Origin of the sequence: Streptomyces sp. NBC_00536 (assembly GCF_036346295.1) — a bacterium.
In the GTDB taxonomy this organism is placed as follows: domain Bacteria; phylum Actinomycetota; class Actinomycetes; order Streptomycetales; family Streptomycetaceae; genus Streptomyces.
This window is the reverse complement of the sequence record NZ_CP107819.1, coordinates 3781928-3806756: the sequence shown is the minus strand read 5'-3', so window position 1 is coordinate 3806756 and position 24829 is coordinate 3781928. Positions and strand designations below refer to the sequence as shown.

Annotated in this window: 25 protein-coding genes; 13 read left to right on the top strand and 12 right to left on the bottom strand. The window is 71.4% G+C overall.

All coding sequences use genetic code 11. The features are described from left to right. The first annotated feature begins 24 nt into the window (after positions 1-24). The 5 genes from OHS33_RS16540 (at position 25) to folE (ending at position 6118) form a co-directional block, all read left to right on the top strand. Positions 25-1152 (top strand): zinc-dependent metalloprotease, encoded by a 1128-nt coding sequence (locus OHS33_RS16540; RefSeq protein ID WP_330331174.1) that lies wholly within the window; start codon positions 25-27, stop codon positions 1150-1152. A gap of 268 nt (positions 1153-1420) precedes the next feature. After that, positions 1421-2506, top strand: a complete 1086-nt coding sequence (tilS, locus tag OHS33_RS16535; RefSeq protein ID WP_330331173.1) for a tRNA lysidine(34) synthetase TilS — start codon at positions 1421-1423, stop codon at positions 2504-2506. A gap of 78 nt (positions 2507-2584) precedes the next feature. After that, positions 2585-3145 (top strand): hypoxanthine phosphoribosyltransferase, encoded by a 561-nt coding sequence (gene hpt, locus OHS33_RS16530; RefSeq protein WP_330331172.1) that lies wholly within the window; start codon positions 2585-2587, stop codon positions 3143-3145. A 195-nt stretch (positions 3146-3340) separates the two neighbouring features. Next, positions 3341-5374, top strand: coding sequence for an ATP-dependent zinc metalloprotease FtsH (gene ftsH, locus OHS33_RS16525; protein ID WP_330331171.1), 2034 nt, complete (start codon positions 3341-3343; stop codon positions 5372-5374). Positions 5375-5512: 138 nt separating this feature from the next. After that, on the top strand, positions 5513-6118 hold the full coding sequence (folE, locus tag OHS33_RS16520; protein ID WP_330331170.1) for a GTP cyclohydrolase I FolE: 606 nt from the start codon (positions 5513-5515) through the stop codon (positions 6116-6118). 127 nt (positions 6119-6245) lie between these two features. On the opposite strand, the gene OHS33_RS16515 is transcribed toward folE, so the two are convergent. The 6 genes from OHS33_RS16515 to OHS33_RS16490 all read right to left on the bottom strand — a co-directional run bounded on the left by OHS33_RS16515 (position 6246) and on the right by OHS33_RS16490 (position 11197). Continuing rightward, positions 6246-6725, bottom strand: a complete 480-nt coding sequence (locus OHS33_RS16515) for a DUF3180 domain-containing protein (RefSeq protein ID WP_330331169.1) — start codon at positions 6723-6725, stop codon at positions 6246-6248. 48 nt (positions 6726-6773) lie between these two features. Continuing rightward, positions 6774-7382 (bottom strand): 2-amino-4-hydroxy-6-hydroxymethyldihydropteridine diphosphokinase, encoded by a 609-nt coding sequence (folK, locus tag OHS33_RS16510; protein ID WP_330331168.1) that lies wholly within the window; start codon positions 7380-7382, stop codon positions 6774-6776. Then, the gene (gene folB, locus OHS33_RS16505) at positions 7379-7738 is read right to left on the bottom strand and encodes a dihydroneopterin aldolase (protein WP_330331167.1); all 360 of its coding nucleotides are present in this window, start codon (positions 7736-7738) and stop codon (positions 7379-7381) included. The genes folK and folB overlap by 4 nt, the downstream gene beginning before the upstream one ends. Before the next feature lie 128 nt (positions 7739-7866). Continuing rightward, positions 7867-8310: a nuclear transport factor 2 family protein gene (locus OHS33_RS16500; protein ID WP_330331166.1), complete on the bottom strand. Its 444-nt coding sequence runs from the start codon at positions 8308-8310 to the stop codon at positions 7867-7869. Between the two features lie 49 nt (positions 8311-8359). Further along, the gene (gene folP / locus OHS33_RS16495; protein WP_330331165.1) at positions 8360-9232 is read right to left on the bottom strand and encodes a dihydropteroate synthase; all 873 of its coding nucleotides are present in this window, start codon (positions 9230-9232) and stop codon (positions 8360-8362) included. Between the two features lie 108 nt (positions 9233-9340). Then, complete coding sequence (locus OHS33_RS16490; RefSeq protein WP_330331164.1) at positions 9341-11197, bottom strand: phosphatidylglycerol lysyltransferase domain-containing protein; 1857 nt, start codon at positions 11195-11197, stop codon at positions 9341-9343. A 151-nt stretch (positions 11198-11348) separates the two neighbouring features. On the opposite strand from OHS33_RS16490, the gene OHS33_RS16485 reads away from it, so the two are divergent. Beyond that, entirely contained in the window at positions 11349-12458 is a 1110-nt protein-coding gene (locus tag OHS33_RS16485) for an alpha/beta hydrolase (protein WP_330331163.1), read from the top strand. Positions 12459-12590: 132 nt separating this feature from the next. Here OHS33_RS16485 and OHS33_RS16480 read toward each other — a convergent pair whose 3' ends face one another. Next, positions 12591-13556: an ABC transporter ATP-binding protein gene (locus OHS33_RS16480; RefSeq protein WP_330331162.1), complete on the bottom strand. Its 966-nt coding sequence runs from the start codon at positions 13554-13556 to the stop codon at positions 12591-12593. A 143-nt stretch (positions 13557-13699) separates the two neighbouring features. On the opposite strand from OHS33_RS16480, the gene OHS33_RS16475 reads away from it, so the two are divergent. The 4 genes from OHS33_RS16475 (at position 13700) to OHS33_RS16460 (ending at position 17411) form a co-directional block, all read left to right on the top strand. Beyond that, positions 13700-14377, top strand: a complete 678-nt coding sequence (locus OHS33_RS16475) for an ABC transporter permease (RefSeq protein ID WP_330335077.1) — start codon at positions 13700-13702, stop codon at positions 14375-14377. Positions 14378-14381: 4 nt separating this feature from the next. After that, positions 14382-15050 (top strand): ABC transporter permease, encoded by a 669-nt coding sequence (locus OHS33_RS16470; protein ID WP_330331161.1) that lies wholly within the window; start codon positions 14382-14384, stop codon positions 15048-15050. Positions 15051-15128: 78 nt separating this feature from the next. Then, positions 15129-16124: an ABC transporter substrate-binding protein gene (locus OHS33_RS16465; RefSeq protein ID WP_330331160.1), complete on the top strand. Its 996-nt coding sequence runs from the start codon at positions 15129-15131 to the stop codon at positions 16122-16124. A gap of 141 nt (positions 16125-16265) precedes the next feature. Then, complete coding sequence (locus tag OHS33_RS16460) at positions 16266-17411, top strand: hypothetical protein (protein WP_330331159.1); 1146 nt, start codon at positions 16266-16268, stop codon at positions 17409-17411. Positions 17412-17450: 39 nt separating this feature from the next. Here the strand turns inward: OHS33_RS16460 and OHS33_RS16455 are convergent, their stop codons facing one another. Beyond that, positions 17451-18104 carry a TetR/AcrR family transcriptional regulator gene (locus OHS33_RS16455; RefSeq protein WP_330331158.1) on the bottom strand — a complete coding sequence of 218 codons (654 nt, stop codon included), beginning with the start codon at positions 18102-18104 and terminating at the stop codon, positions 17451-17453. A gap of 103 nt (positions 18105-18207) precedes the next feature. Between OHS33_RS16455 and OHS33_RS16450 the strand changes: the two genes are divergently transcribed. Next, positions 18208-19089 carry an NAD(P)-dependent oxidoreductase gene (locus OHS33_RS16450; protein ID WP_330331157.1) on the top strand — a complete coding sequence of 294 codons (882 nt, stop codon included), beginning with the start codon at positions 18208-18210 and terminating at the stop codon, positions 19087-19089. Here the strand turns inward: OHS33_RS16450 and OHS33_RS16445 are convergent. From OHS33_RS16445 to OHS33_RS16430, 4 genes are all read right to left on the bottom strand, one after another. Beyond that, complete coding sequence (locus tag OHS33_RS16445) at positions 19079-20362, bottom strand: alpha/beta hydrolase (protein WP_330331156.1); 1284 nt, start codon at positions 20360-20362, stop codon at positions 19079-19081. The genes OHS33_RS16450 and OHS33_RS16445 overlap by 11 nt on opposite strands. Positions 20363-20461: 99 nt before the next feature. Beyond that, positions 20462-20671 carry a hypothetical protein gene (locus OHS33_RS16440; protein WP_330331155.1) on the bottom strand — a complete coding sequence of 70 codons (210 nt, stop codon included), beginning with the start codon at positions 20669-20671 and terminating at the stop codon, positions 20462-20464. Between the two features lie 60 nt (positions 20672-20731). After that, positions 20732-21625, bottom strand: coding sequence for an arylamine N-acetyltransferase family protein (locus tag OHS33_RS16435; RefSeq protein WP_330331154.1), 894 nt, complete (start codon positions 21623-21625; stop codon positions 20732-20734). A gap of 65 nt (positions 21626-21690) precedes the next feature. After that, positions 21691-22833, bottom strand: a complete 1143-nt coding sequence (locus OHS33_RS16430) for an NADH-quinone oxidoreductase subunit D (RefSeq protein ID WP_330331153.1) — start codon at positions 22831-22833, stop codon at positions 21691-21693. A 31-nt stretch (positions 22834-22864) separates the two neighbouring features. Here OHS33_RS16430 and OHS33_RS16425 point away from each other — a divergent pair, with 31 nt between their 5' ends. Both OHS33_RS16425 and OHS33_RS16420 read left to right on the top strand, forming a co-directional pair. Next, the gene (locus OHS33_RS16425) at positions 22865-23368 is read left to right on the top strand and encodes a PH domain-containing protein (protein WP_330331152.1); all 504 of its coding nucleotides are present in this window, start codon (positions 22865-22867) and stop codon (positions 23366-23368) included. Beyond that, positions 23365-24702, top strand: a complete 1338-nt coding sequence (locus tag OHS33_RS16420) for a PH domain-containing protein (protein ID WP_330331151.1) — start codon at positions 23365-23367, stop codon at positions 24700-24702. The genes OHS33_RS16425 and OHS33_RS16420 overlap by 4 nt, the downstream gene beginning before the upstream one ends. Positions 24703-24829 lie beyond the last annotated feature (127 nt).

Below are 24829 nucleotides of genomic sequence, written 5' to 3'. Positions count from 1 at the left end.
GGCCCGTCCACGTACCGTTGACGCATGACGAGCATCGGTGGTGTGGAGATGGTCGACTGGAATCTCGCGGTGACGACCGCGACCCGGCTCGTACGGCCCGGCCCGGAGATCACCCGGGACGAGGCGCGGGCCGTGGTGGCGGAACTGCGCGAGCACGCCAGGACCTCGGAACGGCACGTGCGCGAGTTCACCAGGATGATGCCCGAGGGCCTCGCCGTGGAGGACACGCCGGTCCTCGTCGTCGACAGGGCCGGATGGGTCAAGGCCAATGTGGCGGGGTTCCGGGAGCTGCTGGGACCCCTGCTCGGCAAGATGCAGGAGCGGCGCGGCAGCACGCCCGGCGGGGCCGTCCTCGGCGCGGTCGGCGGCAAGGTGACCGGGGTCGAGCTGGGGATGCTGCTGAGCTTCCTGTCCTCGCGGGTGCTCGGCCAGTACGAGACCTTCGCGCCCGTCTCCCGGGACCTGCCGGGCTCCGCCACCGGCGGCGGGCGGCTGCTGCTGGTGGCGCCCAACATCGTGCACGTCGAGCGCGAGCTGGAGGTGGACCCGCACGACTTCCGGCTGTGGGTGTGCCTGCACGAGGAGACGCACCGTACCCAGTTCACCGCCGTCCCGTGGCTGCGCGAGCACCTGGAGGGCGAAATCCAGACGTTTCTCGGGGCCACCGAGATGGACCCGATGACCGTGCTGGAGCGGCTGCGCGAGGCCGCCCAGTCCCTGGTCGGGGCCCGCCCCGAGGGCGAGCGCGGGGAAGAGGGCCGCTCCCTGGTGGAACTCGTCCAGACCCCCGAGCAGCGGGAGGTGCTGGGCCGGCTCACCGCCGTCATGTCCCTGCTGGAGGGGCACGCGGACTTCGTCATGGACGGGGTCGGCCCCGAGGTGGTGCCCTCGGTCGCGGAGATCCGGGAGAAGTTCCAGACCCGCCGGGCCAGCGGCGCCGGGCGCCTCGACGCGGCCCTGCGCAAGCTGCTGGGCCTGGACGCCAAGCTGCGCCAGTACCGCGACGGCGAACGCTTCGTCCGCGCCGTTGTAGGCCAGGTCGGAATGGATGGTTTCAACCGGGTCTGGACCTCACCGAACACACTGCCGACCAAGGCGGAGATCGCCAAGCCCGCGGACTGGGTGGCCCGCGTCCACCGGCGGGGGGAGTGAAACGGCGTGAACAAGGGGGCGTAAACGTGTCCCCTCGGGGGAAGCAGCGTCACCCGTCCGAGGGACCGTGGGCCGTGGAAGGGCGTGCGATGCTCGGGGAACGGCTCGGCTCTGTCACCATCGACGCACTCTGAGTGACAGTCCGTGTGGCAGTCCGTCCTCTCGCGGGAAACTTCGCGGGGACCGGCGGGCGCAGCGAGCGGCACCCCGAGCGCGCACCACCCCCAACGCCTCCGAGGCATCCGAACTCCACCGAAGGGCACCGGACATGGGTCCCCATCCTGCGGTCGCGGCGATACGCCTGGCGGTCCGCCGCGTACTCCACGACGTCCTCACCGACCTGACCGACCCCACCGAACGCCGTACCGCCCCCGCTGCCCGCCGCGCCGACCGCGCCGACAGCAGGGCCCGCACCGACCGTGCCGGCGGCCAGCAGCCGCTCGTGCTCGTCGCCTGCTCCGGTGGCGCCGACTCCATGGCGCTCGCCTCCGCCCTCGCCTTCGAGGCCCCCAAACTCGGCATCCGGGCCGGCGGCATCACCGTCGACCACGGACTCCAGGACGGCTCCGACCTGCGCGCCGCAGAAGTCGTCAGCCGGATGACCGCGCTCCACCTGGATCCGGCGGAAGCCATCGCCGTGCGCGTCGGCCGCGACGGCGGACCCGAGGCCGCCGCCCGTGACGCCCGCTACGCCGCCCTCGACGAGGCCGCCGACCGGCTCGGCGCCGCCACCGTGCTGCTCGGCCACACCCGCGACGACCAGGCGGAAACCGTCCTGCTCGGGCTGGCCCGCGGTTCCGGCATCCGCTCCCTGTCCGGGATGGCCGAGATCTCCGGCGGCCCCGGCCGCACCGGCCGCTACCGCCGCCCCTTCCTGCACATCGACCGGCAGACCGCCCGCAAGGCCTGCATGGTCCAGTCCCTGCCCGTCTGGGACGACCCGCACAACATCGACCCCGCCTACACCCGCTCCCGGCTGCGCCACGAAGGGCTGCCCGCCCTGGAGAAGGCGCTCGGCAAGGGAGTGGTCGAGGCCCTCGCCCGGACCGCCCAGCTCTCCCGGGACGACGCCGACGCCCTCGACGCCTGGGCCGCCGACGCGGAGTCCGCCGTACGGGACGAACTCGGCCAGCTGGAGTGCGCCAAGCTCTTCGCCCTGCCCCCGGCGGTCCGCCGCCGCGTGCTGCGCAGGGCCGTCCTGTCGGCCGGTTCCCCCGCCGGTTCGCTGTTCGCCCGCCACATCGAGGAAGTGGACCGGCTGATCACGGGTTGGCGCGGTCAGGGCGCCATCAACCTGCCCGGCCGGGTCGAGGCCCAGCGCCAGGGTGGCAGACTGGTCATCCGGCAGGGCTGACGGTGCGGACTGCGCCGTCGCCCCGGGGCGGCTGAGTCCTCCGGGGAACCCCCGGAGCCACGGCGGACGACGAAAGTGATGCGGGTGGACGAGAAGGACATGGGCGACGACCTCCAGTCGGTGCTCATCACCAAGGAAGAGATCGACGCGAAGCTGGCCGAGCTGGCCGCGAAGATCGATGCGGAGTACGCGGGCAAGGACCTGCTCATCGTCGGCGTCCTCAAGGGCGCGGTGATGGTGATGGCGGACCTGGCGCGTGCCTTGTCCACCCCGCTCACCATGGACTGGATGGCGGTGTCCTCGTACGGCGCCGGGACCCAGTCCTCCGGCGTGGTCCGGATCCTCAAGGACCTGGACACCGACATCAAGGACAAGCACGTCCTGATCGTCGAGGACATCATCGACTCCGGTCTGACGCTGTCCTGGCTGCTGTCGAACCTGGGCTCGCGCCAGCCGGCCTCCCTGGAGGTCGTCACGCTGCTGCGCAAGCCCGACGCCGCCAAGGTCGCCATCGACGTCCGCTGGGTCGGCTTCGACATCCCCAACGAGTTCGTCGTGGGCTACGGCCTCGACTACGCGGAGAAGTACCGCAACCTCCCGTTCGTGGGCACGCTCGCCCCGCACGTGTACGGCGGCTGACCCCACCGTCGCTCCCGGGGTCCCCGCGGGGAACCCGGGAGCGATTCCCGCCGTTGGAGCATGCGAAGGCGGGTCTGTCAGCCGTCCCACGAGGCCGCGGGTGACAATTCAGGGGTACATTCCGAAGAACAGTCTTTACTCACAGCAGCATTTACCTACGGGCAGGAGGGACGGGGTGCTCTGCGCCCCGTATGGATGGACGTGAAGCGATACTTCCGTGGGCCGGTCATGTGGATCGTGCTGGCCGTCCTCGCCGTGGTCGTGTTGATGAACGTCGTCGGCTCCGGCGGCGGCTACAAGTCGGTGGAGACCAGCGAGGTCATCAAGGCGATCAACCAGGACCAGGTGGCGAGCGCCAAGCTCACCACCGGTGACAGCCAGATGATCAAGATCGAGCTGAAGAGTGGCGAGAAGCTCGGCAAGAACGACGGCACCAAGTTCCAGGCCAACTACATCGGGGACCAGGGCGTCGCGCTCGCCAAGGACCTCCAGACCAAGTACGACGCGGGCAAGATCGCGGACGGGTACACCGTCTCGCCGGACAAGACCAGCCCGTTCCTCAGCGTGCTGCTGTCCCTCCTGCCCTTCGTCCTGATCGTCGTGGTCTTCCTGTTCCTGATGAATCAGATGCAGGGCGGCGGCTCCCGGGTCATGAACTTCGGGAAGTCCAAGGCCAAGCTGATCACCAAGGACACCCCGAAGACGACGTTCGCCGATGTGGCGGGCTCGGACGAGGCGGTGGAGGAACTCCACGAGATCAAGGAGTTCCTGCAGGAGCCGGCGAAGTTCCAGGCCGTTGGCGCGAAGATCCCCAAGGGCGTGCTGCTCTACGGCCCGCCCGGCACCGGCAAGACCCTGCTCGCGCGCGCTGTCGCGGGCGAAGCCGGTGTTCCCTTCTACTCGATCTCCGGTTCCGACTTCGTCGAGATGTTCGTCGGTGTCGGTGCCTCGCGTGTCCGTGACCTGTTCGAACAGGCCAAGGCCAACGCTCCGGCGATCGTCTTCGTCGACGAGATCGACGCCGTCGGCCGGCACCGTGGTGCGGGTCTCGGCGGCGGTCACGACGAGCGCGAGCAGACCCTCAACCAGCTGCTGGTCGAGATGGACGGCTTCGACGTGAAGGGCGGCGTCATCCTGATCGCCGCCACGAACCGTCCGGACATCCTCGACCCGGCGCTGCTGCGCCCCGGCCGCTTCGACCGCCAGATCGCGGTGGACCGTCCGGACATGCAGGGCCGGCTGGAGATCCTCAAGGTCCACCAGAAGGGCAAGCCGGTCGCCCCGGACGTCGACCTGAGCGCGGTTTCCCGTCGTACGCCCGGTTTCACCGGCGCGGACCTGGCGAACGTGCTGAACGAAGCCGCGCTGCTCACCGCGCGCGGGGACCGGAAGCTGATCGACAACCACGCCCTGGACGAGGCGATCGACCGCGTCGTGGCGGGCCCGCAGAAGCGGACCCGGATCATGTCGGACCGGGAAAAGAAGATCACCGCGTACCACGAGGGCGGCCACGCCCTGGTCGCGGCGGCTTCCCCGAACTCCGACCCGGTCCACAAGATCACGATCTTGTCCCGTGGGCGTGCCCTGGGTTACACCATGGTCCTGCCCGACGAGGACAAGTACTCCACTACGCGCAACGAGATGCTCGACCAGCTCGCGTACATGCTGGGCGGTCGCGCGGCCGAGGAACTGGTCTTCCACGACCCGACCACGGGCGCCGCGAACGACATCGAGAAGGCCACCGCCACGGCCCGCGCGATGGTCACCCAGTACGGCATGACGGAGCGCCTGGGCGCGATCAAGTTCGGTGGCGACAACACCGAGCCGTTCCTGGGCCGCGACATGACGCACCAGCGCGACTACTCGGAAGAGGTCGCCGCGCTGGTCGACGAAGAGGTCAAGAAGCTCATCGAGACCGCGCACAACGAGGCCTGGGAAATCCTGGTCGAGAACCGCGACGTGCTCGACAACCTCGTCCTCGCGCTGCTGGAGAAGGAAACGCTGAACAAGGAGCAGATCGCCGAGGTCTTCTCGACGATCGTGAAGCGTCCGGCCCGCCCCGCGTGGACCGGATCCTCCCGTCGTACCCCGTCGACGCGTCCGCCGGTGCTCTCCCCCCGGGAGCTGTCCCTGACGAACGCGGCGAACGGAAGCTCCGCTCCCGTCACGACTCCGGTTTCCACGGAGAAGACCCCCGAGGCCGTCCCGGAGGACCGTCCCGAGAGCTGACAGAGCGAGCACTCCGGAATGGATGCCGCGGCCCCCAGGTTCTAGCCTGGGGACCGCGGCACTTTTATATGTCCAGCGCTACCAGCACTGCTGTCCAGCACTGCTGTACAGCACTGCAATGGCAGGAACGAGGAAGAGATGACCAATCCAGTGACCCTGGATGGTGAGGGCGCGCCCCGCGAGTTCGACGAGAAGCGCGCCGAGGCGGCGGTGCGCGAGCTCCTCCTCGCGGTCGGCGAGAACCCGGACCGCGAGGGCCTTCTGGAGACTCCGGCGCGGGTGGCGCGGGCCTACCGGGAGATCCTGGCGGGCCTGTGGCAGGAGCCGGAGGACGTGCTCACCACGACGTTCGACCTCGGGCACGACGAGATGGTCCTGGTGAAGGACATCGAAATCGTCAGCCTGTGCGAACACCACCTGCTGCCCTTCCACGGCGTGGCCCACGTCGGGTACATCCCGGCCGAGACCGGCAAGATCACCGGTCTGTCGAAGCTCGCCCGGCTGGTCGAGGTCTTCGCGCGCCGTCCCCAGGTGCAGGAACGCCTCACCTCCCAGATAGCCGACTCGCTGATGCGCATCCTGGAGGCCCGGGGGGCCATCGTCGTCGTCGAGGCCGAGCACATGTGCATGTCGGTCCGCGGCATCCGCAAGCCGGGCGCCAAGACCTTCACCTCGGCGGTCCGCGGCCAGCTCCGCGACCCCGCCACCCGCAGCGAGGCCATGAGCCTCATCGTGGCCCGCTGAGCGGCCAGGGCGCCTTAGGGCGCTTACGCGGCGCGTGCACGAGGCTCGCGAACGAAGGACGGCCGTCGCATCAGCGACGGCCGTCCTCTTCGTTGTACGGGGCCCGGGTCGGCCCGGGGCAGCCCGGTCAGGCGGGGGCCGTCGCGTCGTCCTCGTCGTCCGGGAGGCGCAGGACGTGCTCCAGGAAGAGGGCCGCGACGACGACCGCGACACCGGCCAGGACCGAGAAGCCCGCGTAGTAGGCCTGCTCGCGCCGGGCGGGTACGTCCAGGCCGTTCGCCAGCAGGAAGACCCCCACACCGCCGTACATGCCCGCCACGAGGGCCGCCACCAGGGCGCTGGCCTGCCCGAAGACGACCGCGCGGGCCGCCATCAGGGGATCCACGCCCTTGGCGCCCGGACGGCGCTCACGCTGGGCCTTGAGGCGGCCGCGCAGCGAGAGGGCCGTGGCACAGAGCACGGCGGCGATCACCGCGAGGACGACCGGGGCGGCCAGCGGCACCCCGGGCAGGGTCCCGTAGGCGTTCCACAGCCGGGCGCCCGCCCAGGACAGCACTCCGGCGACGGCGAAGATGCCCGCCAGGACAGCCGGCCTCAGTTGCTTCACGTGCCCGTTCCCCGCTTTCCGTACCGATGGCAGTGAACAGGCTAACGACTACTCCGGCAGGTGGAGTTCCAGGTCGGGGCGCGCCGTGACACCGTCGCGGCCGATCGCGGCCAGCAGCTCGGCGACCGTACCGCGGCCGGGGACCACGGCCTCGGGGTCGACGTCCTGCCAGGGGGCCAGGACGAAGGCCCGCAGGTGTGCCCGGGGGTGCGGGAGGGTGAGCTCCGGGTCGTCGGAGACCACGTCGGCGTACGCGACGATGTCGACGTCGATGGTGCGCGGCCCCCAGCGCTCCTCGCGGACGCGGTCGAAGGCCTCCTCGATGGCGTGCCCGCGTTCGAGCAGCGAGGACGGCGGCAGGGTGGTCTTCACCCGGACCACGGCGTTGAAGTAGGACGGCTGCGAGCCGGGCTCCACGCCCCAGGGCTCCGTCTCGTACACGGTGGAGACGGCCTTGACCCGCAGGCCCGGGGTGTCACCGAGCGCGTCGATGGCGCCCTGGAGGGTCTCCAGGCGGTTGCCGAGGTTCGCGCCGAGCGCGATGACGGCCCACCTGGGGTTGGAAAGCGTCACGTCCGCCGCGTCCACCGTCTCGACGACGGAGGCGGGGACCGGCTGTACGGTCGGGTCGCTCTGTGCGTTCAGTCCGTTGTTCATGCGCGGCTCCGGGTGATCGTGATGGTCACGTCGTCGAAGGGGACGGTGATCGGCGCGTCCGGCTTGTGCACGACGACCTCCACCTGGGCGACCGCGTCGTGCTTGAGGCAGCGCTGGGCGATCCGCTCGGCGAGGGTCTCGATCAGGTCGACCGGCTCGCCCTGGACCACCTCGACGACTTCTTCGGCGACCACGCCGTAGTGCACGGTCTTTGTCAGGTCGTCGTCCGTGGCGGCGGGCCGGGTGTCGATGTGGAGCACGAGGTCGACGATGAAGGTCTGGCCTTCCTCGCGCTCCCGGGGGAAGACGCCATGGTGTCCGCGAGCCTTGAGGCCGCGCAGCGCGACACGATCCACGCGAATCACTCCTGCTTTCGTAGGTGCTGCCGTCCGGGGCTCCCCGGGGCAAGGGCCTGAGCCGAGTGCGGTCGGCGTCGTCCGCCTTCGAATTTACCTGCGATAAAAGGCAAACCGTGCCGACGGGGTCACGAAGGCTCCTCGTCCTCGTCCTCGTCGGAGTCCGTGAGCACCGGAGAACCGTGGTGGGACCAGAGCCGCCACCCCGCCGGTGTGCGACGGAACACATTCGTCGCGACGACCAGCTGCCCCACGAGGGGGCCCAGCTCGCCGCCGTCCTCGGCGGGCCCGCCGCTGAGGATGTTCTCGGTGCAGGTGACCACGGCCGTGTCGGCTATCACGGCCACCTTGGTGTCGGTGAGGAAGAACTGGATGTATTCGGTGTGGCTCATGATCAGGGCGTACGAGCGCAGGACCTCGCCGCGGCCCGCCAGCACCGGCCAGCCCGGGTGGACGCAGGAGATCTCGTCCTCCAGCCACAGCGCCGAGAGCGCGTCGAAGTCGCCCTGCTCCATCGCCTCGTAGAAGGCCGTGTTGACCTCTTCGACCGCCTCGATGTCGGTACGGCTCACCGTGCCCCTTTCCCTGCGGGTTCGCCCGCCGTGCGGATCACTGCGCGGATCACAGTGCCCCTTCCACGGCGCGGGCCACCCGAACCGCGTCCGCGGTCGCCCGTACCTCGTGGACCCGGACGGCCCAGGCGCCCTCGTGCGCCGCGATCGCGGAGACGGCGGCGGTGGCCGCGTCCCGCTCGCGGGCGGGCGGCGGGGCGGAGCCGGTGGCGCCCGCCAGCACCCGGCCGAGGAACCGCTTGCGGGAGGCCGCGACCAGCAGCGGGAAGCCCAGCGCGCGCAGCTCGGGGAGGTGCGCGACCAGTGCCAGGTCGTGTTCGGCGTTCTTGGCGAAGCCGAGTCCCGGGTCCACGACGAGCCGCTCGGGGGCGATCCCGCCCGCGATGACCGCGTCGATCCGCTCCCGCAGCTCGGCGGTGACCTCGGCGACCACGTCCTCGTACACGGCGAGGCCGTTCATGCCCTCGCTGAAGCCGCGCCAGTGCATGACCACGAAGGGCACCTCGGCGGCCGCGACGGCCGCGATCATGCCGGGGTCGGCCAGTCCGCCGCTCACGTCGTTGACCAGCACCGCGCCCGCCTCGACGGCCCGCGCGGCCACGCTGGCCCGCATGGTGTCGACGGACACGGAGACCCCCTCGGAGGCCAGGCCGCGCACCACGGGGACGACCCGGCGCAGCTCTTCCTCCTCGTCGACCCGGGTCGCGCCGGGCCGGGTGGACTCGCCGCCGACGTCCACGAGGTCGGCGCCCTCGGCCACCAGGTCCAGGCCGCGCTTGACCGCCGCGGTGGTGTCGAACCAGCGTCCGCCGTCGGAGAACGAGTCGGGGGTGACGTTGACGACGCCCATGACCCCGCAGCGGTCCCACTGGGGCAGCCCCGTGACGATGCCCCTGGCGACGGCTCCGCGCTTCGTGTTCATGGGTCCAGGGTAGAGCTGCCCTGGATATGACAGGGCCCCGGCGCCTTTCGGCTGCCGGGGCCCTGGTGTCCGTACGCGCGTGCGCACCGGAAGTACGCCGCCGCGGAGCTACGCCGCCTGGACCTTGCGGTCGGCCTGGGCGGGCACGGTGGCGTCGTGATCGTGGTCGTGGGCGCAGGTACGGACCTGCTTCGGGCGCCGGCGGCTCTCGAAGAGGCGCGGCAGGGCCACGTTCACGAAGCCCTCCGCCTGCATCACGGCGAAGCCGATGCGGGGCAGGTCACGGCTGCTGCGGTAGACCATGAAGCGCGGCTCCCAGCGGGGGCGGAACTTCTCGTTGAACTTGTACAGCGACTCGATCTGGAACCAGCGCGAGAGGAAGACGAGCAGCCCGCGCCACATGCGCAGGACCGGACCCGCGCCGATCTTCTCGCCGCGGGCGAGCGCCGCGCGGAACATCGCGAAGTTCAGCGAGACCTTCTCGATGCCGAGGCCGGGGGAGGCCTCCAGGGAGGCCACGATCAGCAGCTCGTTCATGCCGGGGTCGGCGGCGCGGTCGCGGCGCATCATCTCCAGCGACATGCCGTCCTTGCCCCACGGGACGAAGTGCAGGACGGCCTTCAGGTCGCCGTACGGGCTGGTGTCGCCCTCCTGGACGCGGTGCGCGGTGGCGATGTAGCAGTCGCCGTCGCCCGGGTCGCCGACCCGGCCCAGCGCCATGGAGAAACCGCGCTCGGTGTCGGTGCCGCGCCACGCCTCGGCGGCGCCGCGGACCTGCTCCAGCTCGGTCGCGGTCAGCTCGCTGACCCGCCGGACCTTGGTGGTGTAGCCGTTGCGCTCGATGCGCTTGACCATCTGACGGACGTTGCGCATCGCGCGCCCGGAGAGGGAGAAGTCTTTGACGTCGACGATCGCCTCGTCGCCCAGCTCCAGGGCGTCGAGCCCGGTCTCGCGGGTCCACACCTCGCCGCCGGTCTCGGAGCAGCCGACGACGGCCGGGGTCCACGAGTGAGCCTTGGCCTCCTCCATGAACCGCTCGATCGCGCCGGGCCAGGCCTCGACGTCTCCTATGGGGTCGCCGGAGGCGAGCATCACGCTGGAGACGACGCGGTAGGTGACGGCGGCCTTGCCGCTGGGGGAGAAGACGACGGCCTTGTCGCGGCGGAGCGCGAAGTGACCGAGCGAGTCGCGGGCGCCGTGCTTGGCCAGCAGCGCGCGCAGCTTGGTCTCGTCGTCCTCGGTGAGCCGGGCGGCCGGGTGCTCGGGCCGGAAGGCGAGGTACATCGTGGTCAGCGCGGTCAGCATGCCGAGCGCGCCGAGCGAGTAGCCGACGGTCCAGGAGACGCGCCCGGCGTAGTCGACGGGGCCCTCGAAGCCGAAGATGCCGTAGACGACGTGGGTGATCTGTTCGTAGATGCCCGGATCGCCGACGACCTTGCCCGGGTGAGAGTTGACGATGATCAGGCCGAGGCCGATCGAGCCCGCGCTCATCAGGACGAAGTTGGCCAGCGCCTTCCAGCGGCTGCGCGGGTCCGGCAGCGCCTTGAATTCATTCTGGTGGCGCAGCATCAGCGCGAACAGCGCCGCCGCGAGGACCAGGGTGACGAAGGAGTGCCGGTACGCGAACTGCGCGACCGCGCCCGCGGGCAGCAGGACGACCGCCGCCCGCCAGGCCCGGCGCTTGCGGCGCTTGAGGCCGTGCGCGAGCAGGAGCAGCAGCACGCCCGCGCTGATCGCGAGGGCGGCGGCGAAGGGGCCGAGGGATCCGGGGATCACCTCGGTGAAGGCGTGGACCCTGCTGTGCCGAAAGCGCGGGAAGACACCGGCGATGATGTCGAGGAATCCGACGATCATGACGGCCGTGCCTACCAGCCCGGGTACGGCTTCCGGTCGTGGTCCGCGAAGGATTCGTCGGACCCGACTCGGAACCTGTCCCGACTTATCGCCATCTATCCTGCTAGACATCGCTTCCCGTTGCTCCGCGAGAGATCATTGGCCGAAGGCTGTGACGGCCTCCGGAGTGTGGTGCGTCCAGTAGGACGACACGAAGGGGGAGCGGGTTCACTCTCTCTTCGGAAAAACTCGTCCTGCCACTCAGAAAGACGGCTTACTGCTCATGGGTCTCACCAGCAATCTGGTTCTGGCGCTGGCCATCATCGCCGGTGTGCTGCTGTTCGCGGCAACGGTCTGGTTCTGGCCGCGGCTCTCGGGCCGCACGTTCCGTGCGTACACCGGCCGCATCGCCCTCCTCCTGGCGACGCAGCTGGCGCTGTTCTCGGCGGTCGGCCTCGCGGCCAACAAGTCCTTCCTCTTCTACGGATCCTGGGCCGACCTCTTCGGCCAGGAGACCTCCGTGGGCAAGGTCGTCGACCACTCGATGAGCAGCAAGGACATCAAGGTCGTCGACAAGCAGAAGCTCGACGTCCCGGGAGGTGCCCGCCCGGCGGTCGGCGGCCAGATCCTGAAGGTCTCGATAACGGGCCAGAAGTCGAACATAACGAGCCCGGGCTACGTCTGGCTGCCGCCGGAGTACTTCCAGCCGCAGCACGCGAAGGCCAACTTTCCGGCCGGGATCGTCCTGACCGGTTACCCGGGCACGGCGGAAAACCTGATCAAAGGGCTGAACTACCCCATGACGGCCTTCAAGCAGGCCAAAGCGGGCAAGATGAAGCCGATGATCCTGGTCATGCTCCGGCCGACCGTCGCACCGCCGCGCGACACCGAGTGCGTGGACATCCCGGGCGGCCCGCAGACCGAGACCTTCTTCGCGCAGGACCTGCCGCAGGCCATCACCTCGACCTTCCGGGTCGGCAAGAAGGCCGAGAACATGGCCTTCATCGGCAACTCGACGGGCGGCTACTGCGCCCTGAAGATCGCCGCGCACCACCCGAAGACCTTCGGCACGGCCGTGGGCCTGTCCGCCTACTACGAGGCCCCGAACGACCCGACCACCGGTGACCTCTTCCACGGCGACAACAAGCTCAAGGACCGCGCCGACGTCCTGAAGAGCATGCAGAGCAAGGCCCCGAGCGGTACGTCGTTCCTGGTCACCAGCAGTGAGAAGGGCGAGCCGAACCTCGGTGACACCCGCAAGTTCATCAAGGGCGTCAAGGGCTCGGACCGGGTCTCCTCGATCATCCTCGACAGCGGCGGCCACAACTTCAACACCTGGCGCCGGGAGATCCCCCCGATGCTGGTGTGGCTGAGCGGCCGGGTCCAGGCCTGACCCCGAGTGCAGCAGTGAGCGCGACCCGTGACCGGCCCGATGTGGCCGGTCACACGTCTTTGTACGGTCACACGTCTTGTACGGGCACACGTCTTTGTACGGTCACGCCTCGTCACACCTCTTCGTGCGGGCTCAGGCCTCCTGGAACTCCGCCCGGCGCAGTGCCCGGTGCACGCCCTCCGGAGTGAGTACGCCGACCAGCGCGCCCGACGCCGGATCCGTGACCCCGATCCGCCCCGAGTCCTCCTGGAGCAGCACCGCCAGCGCCTCGCGCAGCGTCGCCCCCAGCGCCACCGACGCGGCGGGCTCCCCCTGCCCGTCCACCGAGGCCAGGTCGGCCGCCGCCACCGCGGTCACCGCGAGCCGCTTGAGCCCCCGGTCGCTGCCCACGAACCGGGCGACGTACTCGGTGGCGGGCGCGCCCAGCACGGCGGCCGGGCTCGCGAACTGCTCGATGGTGCCCTGGCCGTAGACGGCGATGCGGTCGCCGAGCCGGATCGCCTCCTCCAGGTCGTGCGTGACCAGCAGGATCGTTTTGTGCACGGACTTCTGGAGGGCCAGCAGGTCGTTCTGCAGCCGCTCGCGGACCACCGGGTCCACCGCGCCGAACGGCTCGTCCATCAGCAATACCGGCGGATCCGCGGCGAGCGCCCGGGCCACGCCCACGCGCTGGCGCTGGCCGCCCGACAGCTGCTGCGGATAGCGGCCCCCGTAGGTGGCCGGATCCAGTCCCACCAGTTCGAGCAGCTCGGCCGCCCGGGCGCGGGCCTTGCCCTTCGGCGTGCCGATCAGCTGGGGCACGGTCGCGGTGTTCTCCAGCACCGTCTTGTGCGGGAAGAGCCCGACCTGCTGGATGACGTAGCCGATCCGGCGCCGCAGTTCGACGGGGTCGGCGGCCGCGATGTCCTCGCCGTCCAGCAGGATCCGGCCGCCGGTCGGCTCGATCAGCCGGTTGACCATTTTCATCGTGGTCGTCTTGCCGCAGCCGGACGGGCCGACGAGGGTGACCAGCTCGCCCTCGGCCACCTCGAAGGACAGGTCCTCCACGGCCGTCGTTCCGTCGGGGTAACGCTTGGTCACATGCTCGAATCGGATCACACGGCCATCCTTCCCTACCCGTGGAGGGGTTTTGTAAAGGGAGTGTTGCCCCGTTGCGAATGATTCCGGCCGTTGTCGGTGCCGGGGGTTATGGTCGCTGTACACGCGTTCGGTGAGCGGATCGGTGACTGGGGGTGAGCACGATGGCCGGGCAGAACTGCCTGGTGGCGAACGACTGGATCTGCTGGGACTACGTCACTTCCCGGAGCCAGGAGCTGACCGATGCCACCCTCCAGCACGTCTGGATCACCGTGGTCTCGGTCCTCATCGGCATCGCGGTCTCCGTCCCGCTCGCCCTGCTGGCCCGCCGCGGCCGCCGCTGGGCCGCGCCCGTGCTGGGCCTGACGACCCTGCTCTACACGATTCCCTCGCTCGCCATGTTCTCGCTGCTCCTGCCGTTCTTCGGGCTCTCGGCCTCCCTCGTGGTGACCGGCCTGGTGCTCTATTCGCTGACGATCCTCGTGCGCAATGTGCTGGCCGGGCTGGAAGGCGTACCGGAGGAGGTCCGCGAGGCGGCGCGCGGCATGGGATACGGGCCGGGCCGGCTGCTCTGGCAGGTCGAACTGCCGCTCGCGCTCCCGGCGCTGCTCGCGGGGGTCCGTATCGCCACGGTGTCGACCGTCGCCCTCACCACGGTCGGATCGATCGTCGGCAAGGGCGGCCTCGGCAATCTGATCGCGCCCGCGGTCAACAGCTCCTTCAAGGCCCAGGTGCTCACCGCCTCCGTGCTGTGCGTGCTGCTCGCGCTGGTGGCCGACCTGCTGCTGCTCGGCGTACAGCGGCTGGTCACCCCCTGGACCCGCGCCGTGCAGGAGGGCTGAGCCGATGGGAGCGCTGGGGGACGCCTGGGACTGGCTGGCGGACGGTGCCCACTGGTCCGGCGAGAGCGGGGTCTGGCACCGGCTCGCGGAACACGCCTTCGTGAGCGGGGTGGCGCTCGCCCTCGCCTGCGCGGTGGCCCTGCCGGTCGGCCTGTGGCTCGGCCACCTCGGCAAGGGCGGCGCCCTCGCCATAAACGTGTCCAACATCGGCCGGGCCGTACCGGTCTTCGCCGTCCTCGCGCTGTTCATGGTCTCGCCGCTGCGCAGCGCGGGCTATGTCCCGACGATCATCGCGCTGGTCCTGTTCGCCCTGCCGCCGCTGCTCACCAACGCCTACGTCGGCATGCGCGAGGTGGACCGCTCGGTGGTGGAGGCGGCCCGGGGCATGGGCATGTCCGGCGGCCAGCTCTTCCTGCGGGTGGAACTGCCGCTCGCCCGCCCGCTGGTGATGACCGGTCTGCGCTCCGCCGCCGTCCAGGTCATCGCGACGGCGACGATCGCGGCCATGGTCGGCCAGGGCGGCCTCGGCCGCATCATCACGGCCGGGTTCAACACCTTCAACACCCCGCAGGTCATCGCGGGCGCCCTGCTGGTGGCGGCGCTGGCCCTGCTGGTGGAAGGCGTCCTGGTGGCCGTCGACCGGCTGCTGCGCCCGGCGGGGCCCGCCCGCTGACCCTCCGTACGTCCCGTGTTTCCGCTTCACCTTCATCCCTGCTTCATTTCCGCTTCTCGACTCCTGAACGGAGCAACCATGGGCAAGACCACGCGCATCCTCGGCGCGACCCTGGGCGCGGTGGCCCTCACCGCTTCGCTCTCCGCGTGCGGCGGTGACAGCCTGGAGAAGACGAAGGACGGCGGCGCGTCGTCCTCGTCGTCGTCCGATTCCTCCTCCGCCGGGGGCAAGGGCAAGCTGGTGATCGGCGCGGCCGGGTTCACCGAGTCGAACGTGCTGGCCGAGCTGTACGCGCAGCTCCTCAAGGACGCGGGCTACGGCACCTCGATCACCACGGTCAACAACCGGGAGCTGTACGAGCCGTCGCTGGAGAAGGGCGAGATCGATGTCGTCCCGGAGTACGCGGCCACCCTCGCGGAGTTCCTCAACGCCAAGGTGAACGGCTCCAAGGCGCCGGAGGACAAGCCGGTCGCGTCCAGCGACGTGACGGCGACGGTCACGGCCCTGGAGAAGCTCGCGGGCCCGCTCGGTCTCAAGGTGCTCCCGGCGGGCGCGGCGGTCGACCAGAACGCCTTCGCGGTGACCAAGGAATTCGCGCAGAAGAACAACCTCAAGTCCCTTTCCGATCTGGGGAAGTCCGGACTGAAGGTGAAGATCGCGGCGAGTGACGAATGCGCGGTCCGCCCGTTCTGCGCCGTGGGTTTGAAGAAGACATACGGAATCGACATTTCCGGTATTGACCCCAAGGGCGTCGGCACCCCGCAGTCCAAGCAGGCCGTCAAGGACGGCGTCGACCAGCTCGTGCTCACCACGACCACCGACGCCACCCTCGACAGCTACGGCCTGGTGCTGCTGGAGGACGACAAGAAGCTCCAGAACGCGGACAACGTCCTGCCCGTCGTCAACGCCAAGGACGCGGGCACCCCGGAGGTCGCGGCCGCCCTCGACAAGCTCACCAAGGTGCTCACGACGGCCGACCTGATCGACTTGAACCGCAAGGTCGACGCCGAGCGCGCCAAGCCCGCCGACGTCGCGAAGGCCTATCTGGAGTCGAAGGGGCTGCTGAAGAAGTAGCGGAATAGCTCATCGCGCGGCCGCCAAGAAGCGGTGGCCCGCGAGCAGTTACACGTTTGATGGCCGCACGACGGGTAACTGCCCGGAATTGATTGCCGGGCAGTTGCCCACAGGCCCCGTACGCCCTGTAAATTTCAGGCCATGCCCCGTGGACGCCACCGCAATCCCGAACCCCTGCACCGGCTGCTCACGCCGACGACCCTCGCCGGTGCCTCGATCACCAGCGCGGGCGTGGCCTGGCTGCTCGCGGAACCCGTGGCGCTACGGCTGCTCGTGGCCTTCGCCGGCGCGGCCGGCGTCACCGCCGCCGTCGTCATGCGCGCCTGGGACCGGGCGGCCGGGCGCCGGGTCGCGGAACTGACCCGCGACCGGGTCAAGGACGAGTGGCGCACCGACGAGCGGATAGCCGAGCTGGAGTCCGACCTGGAGGAATCGCGCGCCCTGCGCACCCGCCTGGACACCAAGCTGCGGGCCAAGCGGGTCGAACTGGCCGGTCTGCGCGGCGAGCACGCGGCGCTCCTGCGCCGGTACGCGACGGCCGAGACCGAGCGCGCCAGCGCGCTCGAAGGCCGCCGGCTGCTGGCCATCGAGGCCGCCGCGGCCCCGGCGTCCGCCCCCAGGGAACTGCCCGCCGTCTCCGAGGAGCGCACCGCGAGCGGCGCGCCCACCCCGGTCGGCTACGCCCGGGCCAACGCCGCCCTGGCCGCCCTCGCCCGCAAGGCGGAGGCCGGCGGGGCCGGGGCGGAAGCGGAAGCCGAAGGGGACGCCGAAGCGGAATCCCGCGCGGAACCCGGTGCGGAACCCGGTGCGGTACCCGGCGCGGACGGCGTGCCCGCCGTCACGGCGGCGCCCGCCGCGCAGGCTTCCCCGGCTCCCCAGGCTCCCCGGGCTCCGCAGGCTCCCCAGGTTCCGCAGCAGGCGGTCACGCACTCGCGGCCCGGCCCGGCGGCCGCGGTTCCGGCCCGGCGGCTCGCGGCGGCCGTGGCTCCCTACGCCGCGCCGCGCCGTACGGTCTCCCGCGTCGAGGGCGGCTTCGACTTCTTCGGCACCAAGACCGCGGCCCAGGCCCGCGCCGTGATCGAGGCCGTCCAGAACGAGGACCTCGCCGACGTCGTGGGCGCCGAGGTGCTGGCCGCCCACAAGGCGGAGTCGGCGTCGGACACCGGACAGCCGGAGTTCAAGCCGTCCACCCCCGAACTGCGCGCCGTGGGCCAGGTCATCGACCTGACCGCGCACGACGAGACCGAGCCGATCGACGTCGTCCAGCTGCGCACCGCGATCTCCTAGCCGGATCCGCCCCGGCGGCCGTTATGCCCGACGGGGCGTCTACGGCACGGAGAGCGCGACCAGGCGCGCCAGGTGACGGCCCGCCACCAGCAGCGGAGTGGGGCTCTGGGCGACCTGGGAGGTCAGCTCCGCGCCCTCCAGGGTGCTGATCACCATCATGGCGAGGTCGCGGGCCTCCTCCTCGGGCACCCCGCAGGCCAGCAGCTTCGCCGCGACCAGGGTCCGCCAGTGGTCGAAGGCCTGCGCACAGGCCTCCTGTACGTCGGGCAGCCGGCCCAGGGTCTCCAGGGCCGTCACCGTCACCGGGCAGCCGTCCGCCCAGGCGGAGGTCCGGAGCGCCTCGGCGAGCAGGACCGCGACCGCCTCCACCGCCTCGGCCGCGCCGGGTTCGGCGGCGAGTCCCGCGCGGAGCAGCTCCGCGAACTCCCGGTCCCCGAACTTGATGGCGGCGACCGCCAGTTCCGGCTTGCCGCCGGGGAAGAAGTGGTACAGCGAGCCGAGGGTGGCCCCGGCTTCCTGGACGAGCTGCTTGACCGGGGTGTTCTCGTAACCGCCGTGCTGCATCAGCCGGGAGGCGGCCCGGACCAGCCGGTCCCGCGTCCCTTCCGCGCTTTTCGTGTCCCCGGCCTTCGTGTCCCCGGCCTTCGTGTCCACGGCCTTCGTGTCCACGGTCTCTTTGCTCGTCGCTGCCATGGCGCGATCGTACCCCCTCACTAGATAGAGCGTTCGTTCTAGTCCCGTGCTACGGTCGTCCCGATCACTGGATAGAGCGTTCGTTCTAGAGGGAGTTACCGCCATGCACCCCACCAGCGTCAGCATCATCGGCCTCGGTCCCATGGGCCGGGCCATGGCCGCCGTCTACCTCGACGCGGGCCACGAGGTCACCGTCTGGAACCGCAGCCCCGGCAAGGACACCGACCTCGTCGCCCGCGGTGCCCGCCGCGCCGCCACCGCCGCCGAGGCCGTCGCCGCGAGCGCGCTGACCGTCCTCAGCCTGATCGACGTCGACGCCATGTACACCGCCCTCGACGGGGCGGACCTCTCCGGCCGGACCCTGGTCAACCTCTCCTCCGACGTGCCGGACAAGGCGCGCGAGGCCGCGCTGTGGGTCGCGGAGCGCGGGGCGGCGTACCTCACCGGCGGGGTGAACGTGCCGCCGAGCGGCATCGGCCAGGAGGGCTCCACCGCCTTCGTCAGCGGCCCCGAGGAGGTCTACGCCGCCCACCGGGAGACCCTCGACCTCCTCGTCGAGACCGACTACCGGGGCGCCGACCCGGGCCACGCCCAGCTGTACTACCAGCTCAACATGATCATGTTCTGGACCTCGATGACCGGCTTCCACCAGGCCGTCGCCGTCGCCCAGGCCCACGGACTGACGGCGGCCGACGTCCTGCCCCACGCCGCCTACACGACCGACAGCATGCGCGGCTTCCTCGGCTTCTACGCCCCGCGCATCGACGCGGGCGAGCACGGCGGCGACGTGGACCGCCTCGCGATGTGCGCGGCCAGCGTGGAGCACATCCTGCACACCGCCGCCGACGCGGGCGTGGACACCGGGATCCTCGCGGCCCACGCCGACCTGTTCCGGCGCGGGCTCGCGGCCGGCCTCGGCGAGGACAGCAGCAGCCGTCTGGTCGGGCTGCTGCGCGAGCCGGCCGTCGCCGGGGTCAGTGGCTGAGGGTGTCGAACCAGCGGACCACCTGGGGCGCGGACCGTACCGCCGTTCCCCGGTGGTCCGTGTCCGCGCCCTGGTCCAGCACCGGGGCGCGGACCCCGTGGCGGGCCAGGTCCGCCGCGCAGGAGCGGGCGTTGGCGATCGGCACGTCCCGGTCGCCGCCCGCCGCGTAAAGCCGTACGGGCGCGGCGGGCTTCCAGTCGCACGCGCCGTCGCTCGCCCCGATCGCCGCGGCGAAGGCGCCGGTCGGGTGCTTGATCTGCTCGGCCCAGGCGGGGGTGAGCAAATCGGCCACGCCGGCCGGGAGCCCGGCGACGACCTCCTCCTCGGTGTGGCTGCCGTCGAACAGGCCCTCCAGCGTGCTCGCGTACGGGGCCTTGAACACCTCGGCCGGGTTCTTGTACAGGGGGTGCAGCCTGTTCTGCGCGGTCAGGTAGTAGGACAGGTAGAAGACGCCGGTCAGCGGGTCGATCCGGCCGTCGGTGAGCCCGGGCAGCTCGGCCCCGGCGATGTCGTACGGGCCCGCCATTGGGGCCAGTCCGCGCAGCCGGAAGCCGGTCCGGCCCTGGGACAGCTCGCGGCCCAGGGCCATCGCGACCTGGCCGCCCTGCGAGAACCCGGTCGCGTACACGTCGTCGGTGAGCGGGCGCCCCAGCCGGTCCCCGGCGGTGCGGGCCGCCCGGAGCATGTCCAGGGAGGCGCTCACCCCGGACGCGGTGTCCATGTACGGGTGCGCGCCGGGGCCCCCGCCCAGGCCCAGGTAGTCGGGCGCGGCGACGGCCCGCCCCGCGGCGGCGTGCAGGTAGGGGGTGATCCGGCCGAAGTCGCCCTCGGCGGAGGGGGCGTCACCGCGGAAGACGGTGGTGCCGTGCGTGTCGGAGACCAGGTCGAGGCGGTGCGGGCCGCCGCGCGGCAGGACCAGCAGCCCGGTCGCGGTGGTCGGCCGGCCCTGCGGGGTGATGGTCGCGTAGGTCAGGCGGTAGGCGCTGACCCCGTGGCGGACGGTGTCGGAGCCGATCCCGATCGTCCCGACGTACGCGCCGACCTCCGCGCGGGTCAGTTCGGCGAGCGGGGTGACGGAGAGCAGCGCGCCGCGGGCCGCGTGGGCCGACGTACCGGCCGGGGGAGCGGAGGCGGCGGGGGGTGCGGCGAGGGCCGCCGGGGCCGCCACGCCCCCCAGCACGGCGGCGAGGGCCACGGCGGCCGCGCACCGGCGCAGCCACGGGTTCTTCTTCGGGGTCGCACGGTTCTTCGCCATCGCCATCGTCATCGTCATGCGCAGGACGCTATTGCGGCCGCCCGTACGCCGACATCCGGCCGTCCCCCGGCGACCGGCGGGGGCTACCCCCCCGATACCGCGGCCGCGCTCAGGGCATCAGAACAGCGGCAGCTGCCCCGGCAGTTCGGCGAGCACGAACCCGTCGAGCGTCGGCGCCGAAGCGCCCAGCACCACGCGCGCCCGCGAGCCCGGGCAGGAGACCAGCTCGCCGCGGCCACCGGGCGGATCGTGGCGGGCGATCCGCCCGGCGGTCACGGCGCAGTCGCGTCCGCAGGTGGGGCAGGCACGGCGGGGGGAGTGGGACATGCCCCAAGTCTGCCGCCTCGCACCGACATCGCCCGCAGCGGCCGCCACTCCTCTTCGCTCCTACGGCTGCTTCTCCTTCTCTTTCTCCTGCGCCTTCTCCTTGGGGTCCGCCGGGGCGGTCGCCCGGGTCCACAGCGCGGCCCGGTCGGCCGCGTCCAGATCGTCCAGCTCCCGCCCGAAGACCTCCGCCAGCACTTCGAAGAACTCCCCGGGGGTGGCCAGTTCCCGTTTGACCGGGTCGGTGTGCGCCTCGACGCGGCTCAGGGTGCGGCCGCGCAGCACATCCATCCCGGTCGCGTCCCGGCGCAGCACGGCGAGCGTCCGTACGAACCCGGAGTCGGCGGCGGTGGTCAGCCGGACGTGCTCGGCCGCGAAGTCGGCCATCGTCGCCGGGGCCGAGCGGAAGTTCATCACCGGGAAGGGCCCGCCCACGTTGTCGAAGCTCCAGCCCGTGCGGTTCTTCAGCGGGGTGAGGGTGTACGCGAAGCCGCCCTGCAGCCAGTGGCCCTCGCGCAGCGGGAGCGGCTCGTACGGCCCGTCGCCGAGCCCGGTGTCCACGAAGTACGCCCCGGCGTCCCCGTTCGTGCCCCCGTCCCCCGGCACGCGCACGCTCAGCGCGAGGTGGTTGCCGCTGACCTTCCGGGAGGCGCGGTCGTCGTACACGCCGCCGACGTGCCGGGTGACCTCGTACCCGAGCGCTTCGAGGAGCAGCGCGAACGCGCCGTTGAGGTGGAAGCAGTACCCGCCCCGCCCCGCGGCGAGACGGCGCGCGGAGCCCTCGGGGTCGATGCCCGGCGGCCGCCCGAGCTGGATGTCGAGGTTCTCGTACGGGACGCGCCCGACGTGGGCGCGCTGCAGCGCGAACAGCGCGGCGACGGAGGGCGGTCCGGGCTCGTCGATGCCGAGCCGCCGCAGGTAGGCGCCCACCAGTTCTGGGCTCAGGCCGGAGGTCATGGCCCCCAGCCTGCTGGCTCGCCCCCGCCTTGTCGATCGCTTGTCGAGCGTCGCTTACTTGTCGACTACTTGTCGATGTCGCCCACGACGAAGAAGAGCGAGCCGAGGATGGCCACCATGTCCGCGACCAGCTGCCCCGGCAGCAGCACGGCCAGCGCCTGGATGTTGTTGAAGGACGCGGACCGCAGCTTCAGCCGGTACGGGGTCTTCTCGCCCTTCGAGACGAGGTAGTAGCCGTTGATCCCGAGGGGGTTCTCGGTCCAGGCGTACGTCTCGCCCTCCGGCGCCTTCAGGACCTTCGGGAGGCGCTGGTTGACCGGGCCCGGAGGCAGCTGTTCCATCCGGTCCAGGCAGGCCACCGCCAGGTCCAGCGCGTTGTGCGTCTGGTCCAGCAGGCACTCGAACCGGGCCAGGCAGTCGCCCTCGGTCCGGGTGACCACCTTGAGGACGTCCTGGAGGTCGCCGTAGGCGAGGTACGGCTCGTCGCGGCGCAGGTCGAAGTCCACGCCCGAGGCGCGGGCGATCGGCCCGGAGACGCCGTACGCGTGCACGGCCTCCGCCGACAGGACACCGACCCCGCGGGTCCGGCCGCGGAAGATCTCGTTCCCGTGGACCAGGTTGTCGTACACGTCCATCCGCGACCGCACGTCGGCCACCGCGGCCCGCGCCCGGCCGAGCCAGCCCGCCGGAAGGTCCTCCTTGAGGCCGCCGACCCGGTTGAACATGTAGTGCATGCGGCCGCCGGAGATCTCCTCCATGACCGCCTGGAGTTCCTCGCGCTCACGGAACGCGTGGAAGATCGGGGTGATCCCGCCCAGCTCCAGGGGGTAGGAGCCGAGGAACATCAGGTGGTTCAGCACCCGGTTCAGCTCGGCGAGCAGCGTGCGCATCCACACCGCGCGCTCGGGCACCTCCATGCCGAGCATCCGCTCGACGCCCATGACCACGCCCAGCTCGTTCGAGAACGCGGACAGCCAGTCGTGGCGGTTCGCGAGCATGACGATCTGGCGGTAGTCCCGTGCTTCGAAGAGCTTCTCCGCGCCGCGGTGCATGTAGCCGACCACGGGCTCGGCGGAGATGATCCGCTCGCCGTCCAGGACGATGCGCAGGCGCAGCACGCCGTGCGTGGAAGGGTGCTGGGGGCCGATGTTGAGCACCATGTCGGTGCTCTCCGCCGCCCCGCCGATGCCGACCGTGGTCTCCGTCATGGGCGCATTCTCGCAGCCCTACGCTGGGGCCATGGAAACGGGGACTTCGGGTGGGGCGACGGGTGTGGCGGGTGGGCCCGAGTGGGTGGGGCTGCCCAAGGGGCTGCTCTCGCTCCGGCGGCTGCTGCTGGTGATCTGGACGGGGCTGTTCGCCCTCGGTACGGGCGTCCTGCTCGGGCTGCTGGCCGGGCCGGCCTGGGCGGCGTTCGCCCTGGTCTGGGTCGGGCTGTCGGCCTGGTGCTGGGTGCTGCTCGGGCGGAACTGGCGGTCCTGGCGGTACGCCGAGCGCGCCGACGACCTGCTGATCAGCCGCGGGGTGATGTGGCGGCAGGAGACGGTGGTGCCCTACGGGCGGATGCAACTGGTCGAGGTGACCTCCGGACCGCTGGAACGCCGCTTCGGGCTGGCCTCCGTACAGCTGCACACGGCGGCCGCGACCACGGACGCGACCATTCCCGGGCTGGTCCCCGAGGAAGCCGAACGGCTGCGCGACCGGCTGACCGAACTCGGCGAGGCAAGGTCGGCGGGCTTGTGACGCCGACGACGCCGCCGACTCCGACTCCGCTCGGTGTGGAGCGCAGGCTGCACCCCTTCACCCCGCTGCGCCGCGCCTGGGTGCCCATCGGCGGCACCGCCGGTGTGATCGTCCAGCAGGGCGAACGCGCCCAGGAGTGGGTCAAGGACTCCGCCGAAGGCCTCGGCAGCGGCCTCGGGGCCCTCGTCCTGCTCGCCGTCGTCGTCGCCGCGGGCCTCTACGGCTTCCTGAGCTGGCGCTTCACCTACTACGCCGTCACCCCCACCGAACTGCGCATCCGCACCGGGCTCCTCTTCCGCCGCACCGCGCACATCCGGCTCGACCGGCTCCAGGCCGTCGACGTCACCCGGCCCCTGCTCGCCCGGATCGTCGGGGTCGCCAAACTCAAGCTCGACGTCATAGGCACCGACGACAAGGACGAACTGTCCTTTCTCTCCGAGAAGGACGCCGTCGCCCTGCGTGCCGAGCTGCTGGCGCGGGCCGCCGGATTCGCCCCCGAGGAGGCCGCCGGGGTCGGCGAGGCGCCCGTACGCGAACTGCTGCGCCTCAGCACGCGGCAGCTCGTCGAATCCCTGCTGCTCAGCGTGGGCGTCTGGGCGGCGGTCGTCGGCGGCCTCGCCGCGCCCGCCGTCGTCTTCTGGCTCAGCTCCAGCCTGTGGGCCGCCGTCGTCACCCTGGTGCCGCTGCTGGGCGCGGTGTGGGGGCGCAGCCTCGGCCGGTTCCTCACCGAATACGACTGGACGGTCGCCGAATCGCCCGACGGCCTGCGGCTGGACCACGGGCTCGCCGACCGGGCGCACGAGACGGTGCCGCCGGGGCGGGTGCAGACCGTACGGATCGTGGAACCGCTGCTGTGGCGGCGGCGCGACTGGGTCCGGGTGGAGCTGGCGGTGGCCGGGTCGAAGAACGACGTCCTGGTGCCGGTCGCTTCGCGGGAGGCGGCGTACGCGGTGGTCGCGCGGGTGCTGCCGGGGGTGGACCTGACCGGGCTGGAGTTCTCGCCCTCGCCGCGGGCCGGGGCGCGGTGGGTCGTGCCGGTGTGGTGGAAGGGGTACGGGCTTGCGCTGACCCCGGAGGTGTTCGCTTCGCGGTACGGGAGGGTGTGCCGGCGGACGGAGATCGTGCCGCACGCGAAGGTGCAGAGCGTGCGGTTGACGCAGGGGCCGTGGGCTCGGGTGTGCGGGGTGGCGAACGTGCATGTGGATACGGGGGCGAACGCGGTGGTCACGGCCCATCTGCGGGGCGCCGCCGACGCCGCCGCGCTCCTCGCGGACCAAGCGGCCCGCTCCCGCACCTCCCGCGCCACGTCCCGCCCCGACCGCTGGATGACCTGACCCTGACCCTGGCCCCCTGGGGTGGCTCGGGTCGGCTCCCGGCCTCCGGCGGGTGGTGCCTCCGGCGGCGCCTCAAACGCCGGCGGGGCTGGATTTGGCTGGGCCGGGACTCCGGCCTCCGGCGGGT

Excerpts from the sequence above, each read along its gene's own strand:
- OHS33_RS16540 (WP_330331174.1), top strand. The coding sequence starts at position 25 with ATGACGAGCATCGGTGGTGTGGAGATGGTCGACTGGAATCTCGCGGTG.
- tilS (WP_330331173.1), top strand. The coding sequence starts at position 1,421 with ATGGGTCCCCATCCTGCGGTCGCGGCGATACGCCTGGCGGTCCGCCGC.
- hpt (WP_330331172.1), top strand. The coding sequence starts at position 2,585 with ATGCGGGTGGACGAGAAGGACATGGGCGACGACCTCCAGTCGGTGCTC.
- ftsH (WP_330331171.1), top strand. The coding sequence starts at position 3,341 with ATGGACGTGAAGCGATACTTCCGTGGGCCGGTCATGTGGATCGTGCTG.
- folE (WP_330331170.1), top strand. The coding sequence starts at position 5,513 with ATGACCAATCCAGTGACCCTGGATGGTGAGGGCGCGCCCCGCGAGTTC.
- folK (WP_330331168.1), bottom strand. The coding sequence starts at position 7,382 with ATGAACAACGGACTGAACGCACAGAGCGACCCGACCGTACAGCCGGTC.
- folP (WP_330331165.1), bottom strand. The coding sequence starts at position 9,232 with ATGAACACGAAGCGCGGAGCCGTCGCCAGGGGCATCGTCACGGGGCTG.
- OHS33_RS16490 (WP_330331164.1), bottom strand. The coding sequence starts at position 11,197 with ATGTCTAGCAGGATAGATGGCGATAAGTCGGGACAGGTTCCGAGTCGG.
- OHS33_RS16485 (WP_330331163.1), top strand. The coding sequence starts at position 11,349 with ATGGGTCTCACCAGCAATCTGGTTCTGGCGCTGGCCATCATCGCCGGT.
- OHS33_RS16475 (WP_330335077.1), top strand. The coding sequence starts at position 13,700 with ATGGCCGGGCAGAACTGCCTGGTGGCGAACGACTGGATCTGCTGGGAC.
- OHS33_RS16470 (WP_330331161.1), top strand. The coding sequence starts at position 14,382 with ATGGGAGCGCTGGGGGACGCCTGGGACTGGCTGGCGGACGGTGCCCAC.
- OHS33_RS16465 (WP_330331160.1), top strand. The coding sequence starts at position 15,129 with ATGGGCAAGACCACGCGCATCCTCGGCGCGACCCTGGGCGCGGTGGCC.
- OHS33_RS16460 (WP_330331159.1), top strand. The coding sequence starts at position 16,266 with ATGCCCCGTGGACGCCACCGCAATCCCGAACCCCTGCACCGGCTGCTC.
- OHS33_RS16455 (WP_330331158.1), bottom strand. The coding sequence starts at position 18,104 with ATGGCAGCGACGAGCAAAGAGACCGTGGACACGAAGGCCGTGGACACG.
- OHS33_RS16450 (WP_330331157.1), top strand. The coding sequence starts at position 18,208 with ATGCACCCCACCAGCGTCAGCATCATCGGCCTCGGTCCCATGGGCCGG.
- OHS33_RS16445 (WP_330331156.1), bottom strand. The coding sequence starts at position 20,362 with ATGACGATGACGATGGCGATGGCGAAGAACCGTGCGACCCCGAAGAAG.
- OHS33_RS16440 (WP_330331155.1), bottom strand. The coding sequence starts at position 20,671 with ATGTCCCACTCCCCCCGCCGTGCCTGCCCCACCTGCGGACGCGACTGC.
- OHS33_RS16435 (WP_330331154.1), bottom strand. The coding sequence starts at position 21,625 with ATGACCTCCGGCCTGAGCCCAGAACTGGTGGGCGCCTACCTGCGGCGG.
- OHS33_RS16430 (WP_330331153.1), bottom strand. The coding sequence starts at position 22,833 with ATGACGGAGACCACGGTCGGCATCGGCGGGGCGGCGGAGAGCACCGAC.
- OHS33_RS16425 (WP_330331152.1), top strand. The coding sequence starts at position 22,865 with ATGGAAACGGGGACTTCGGGTGGGGCGACGGGTGTGGCGGGTGGGCCC.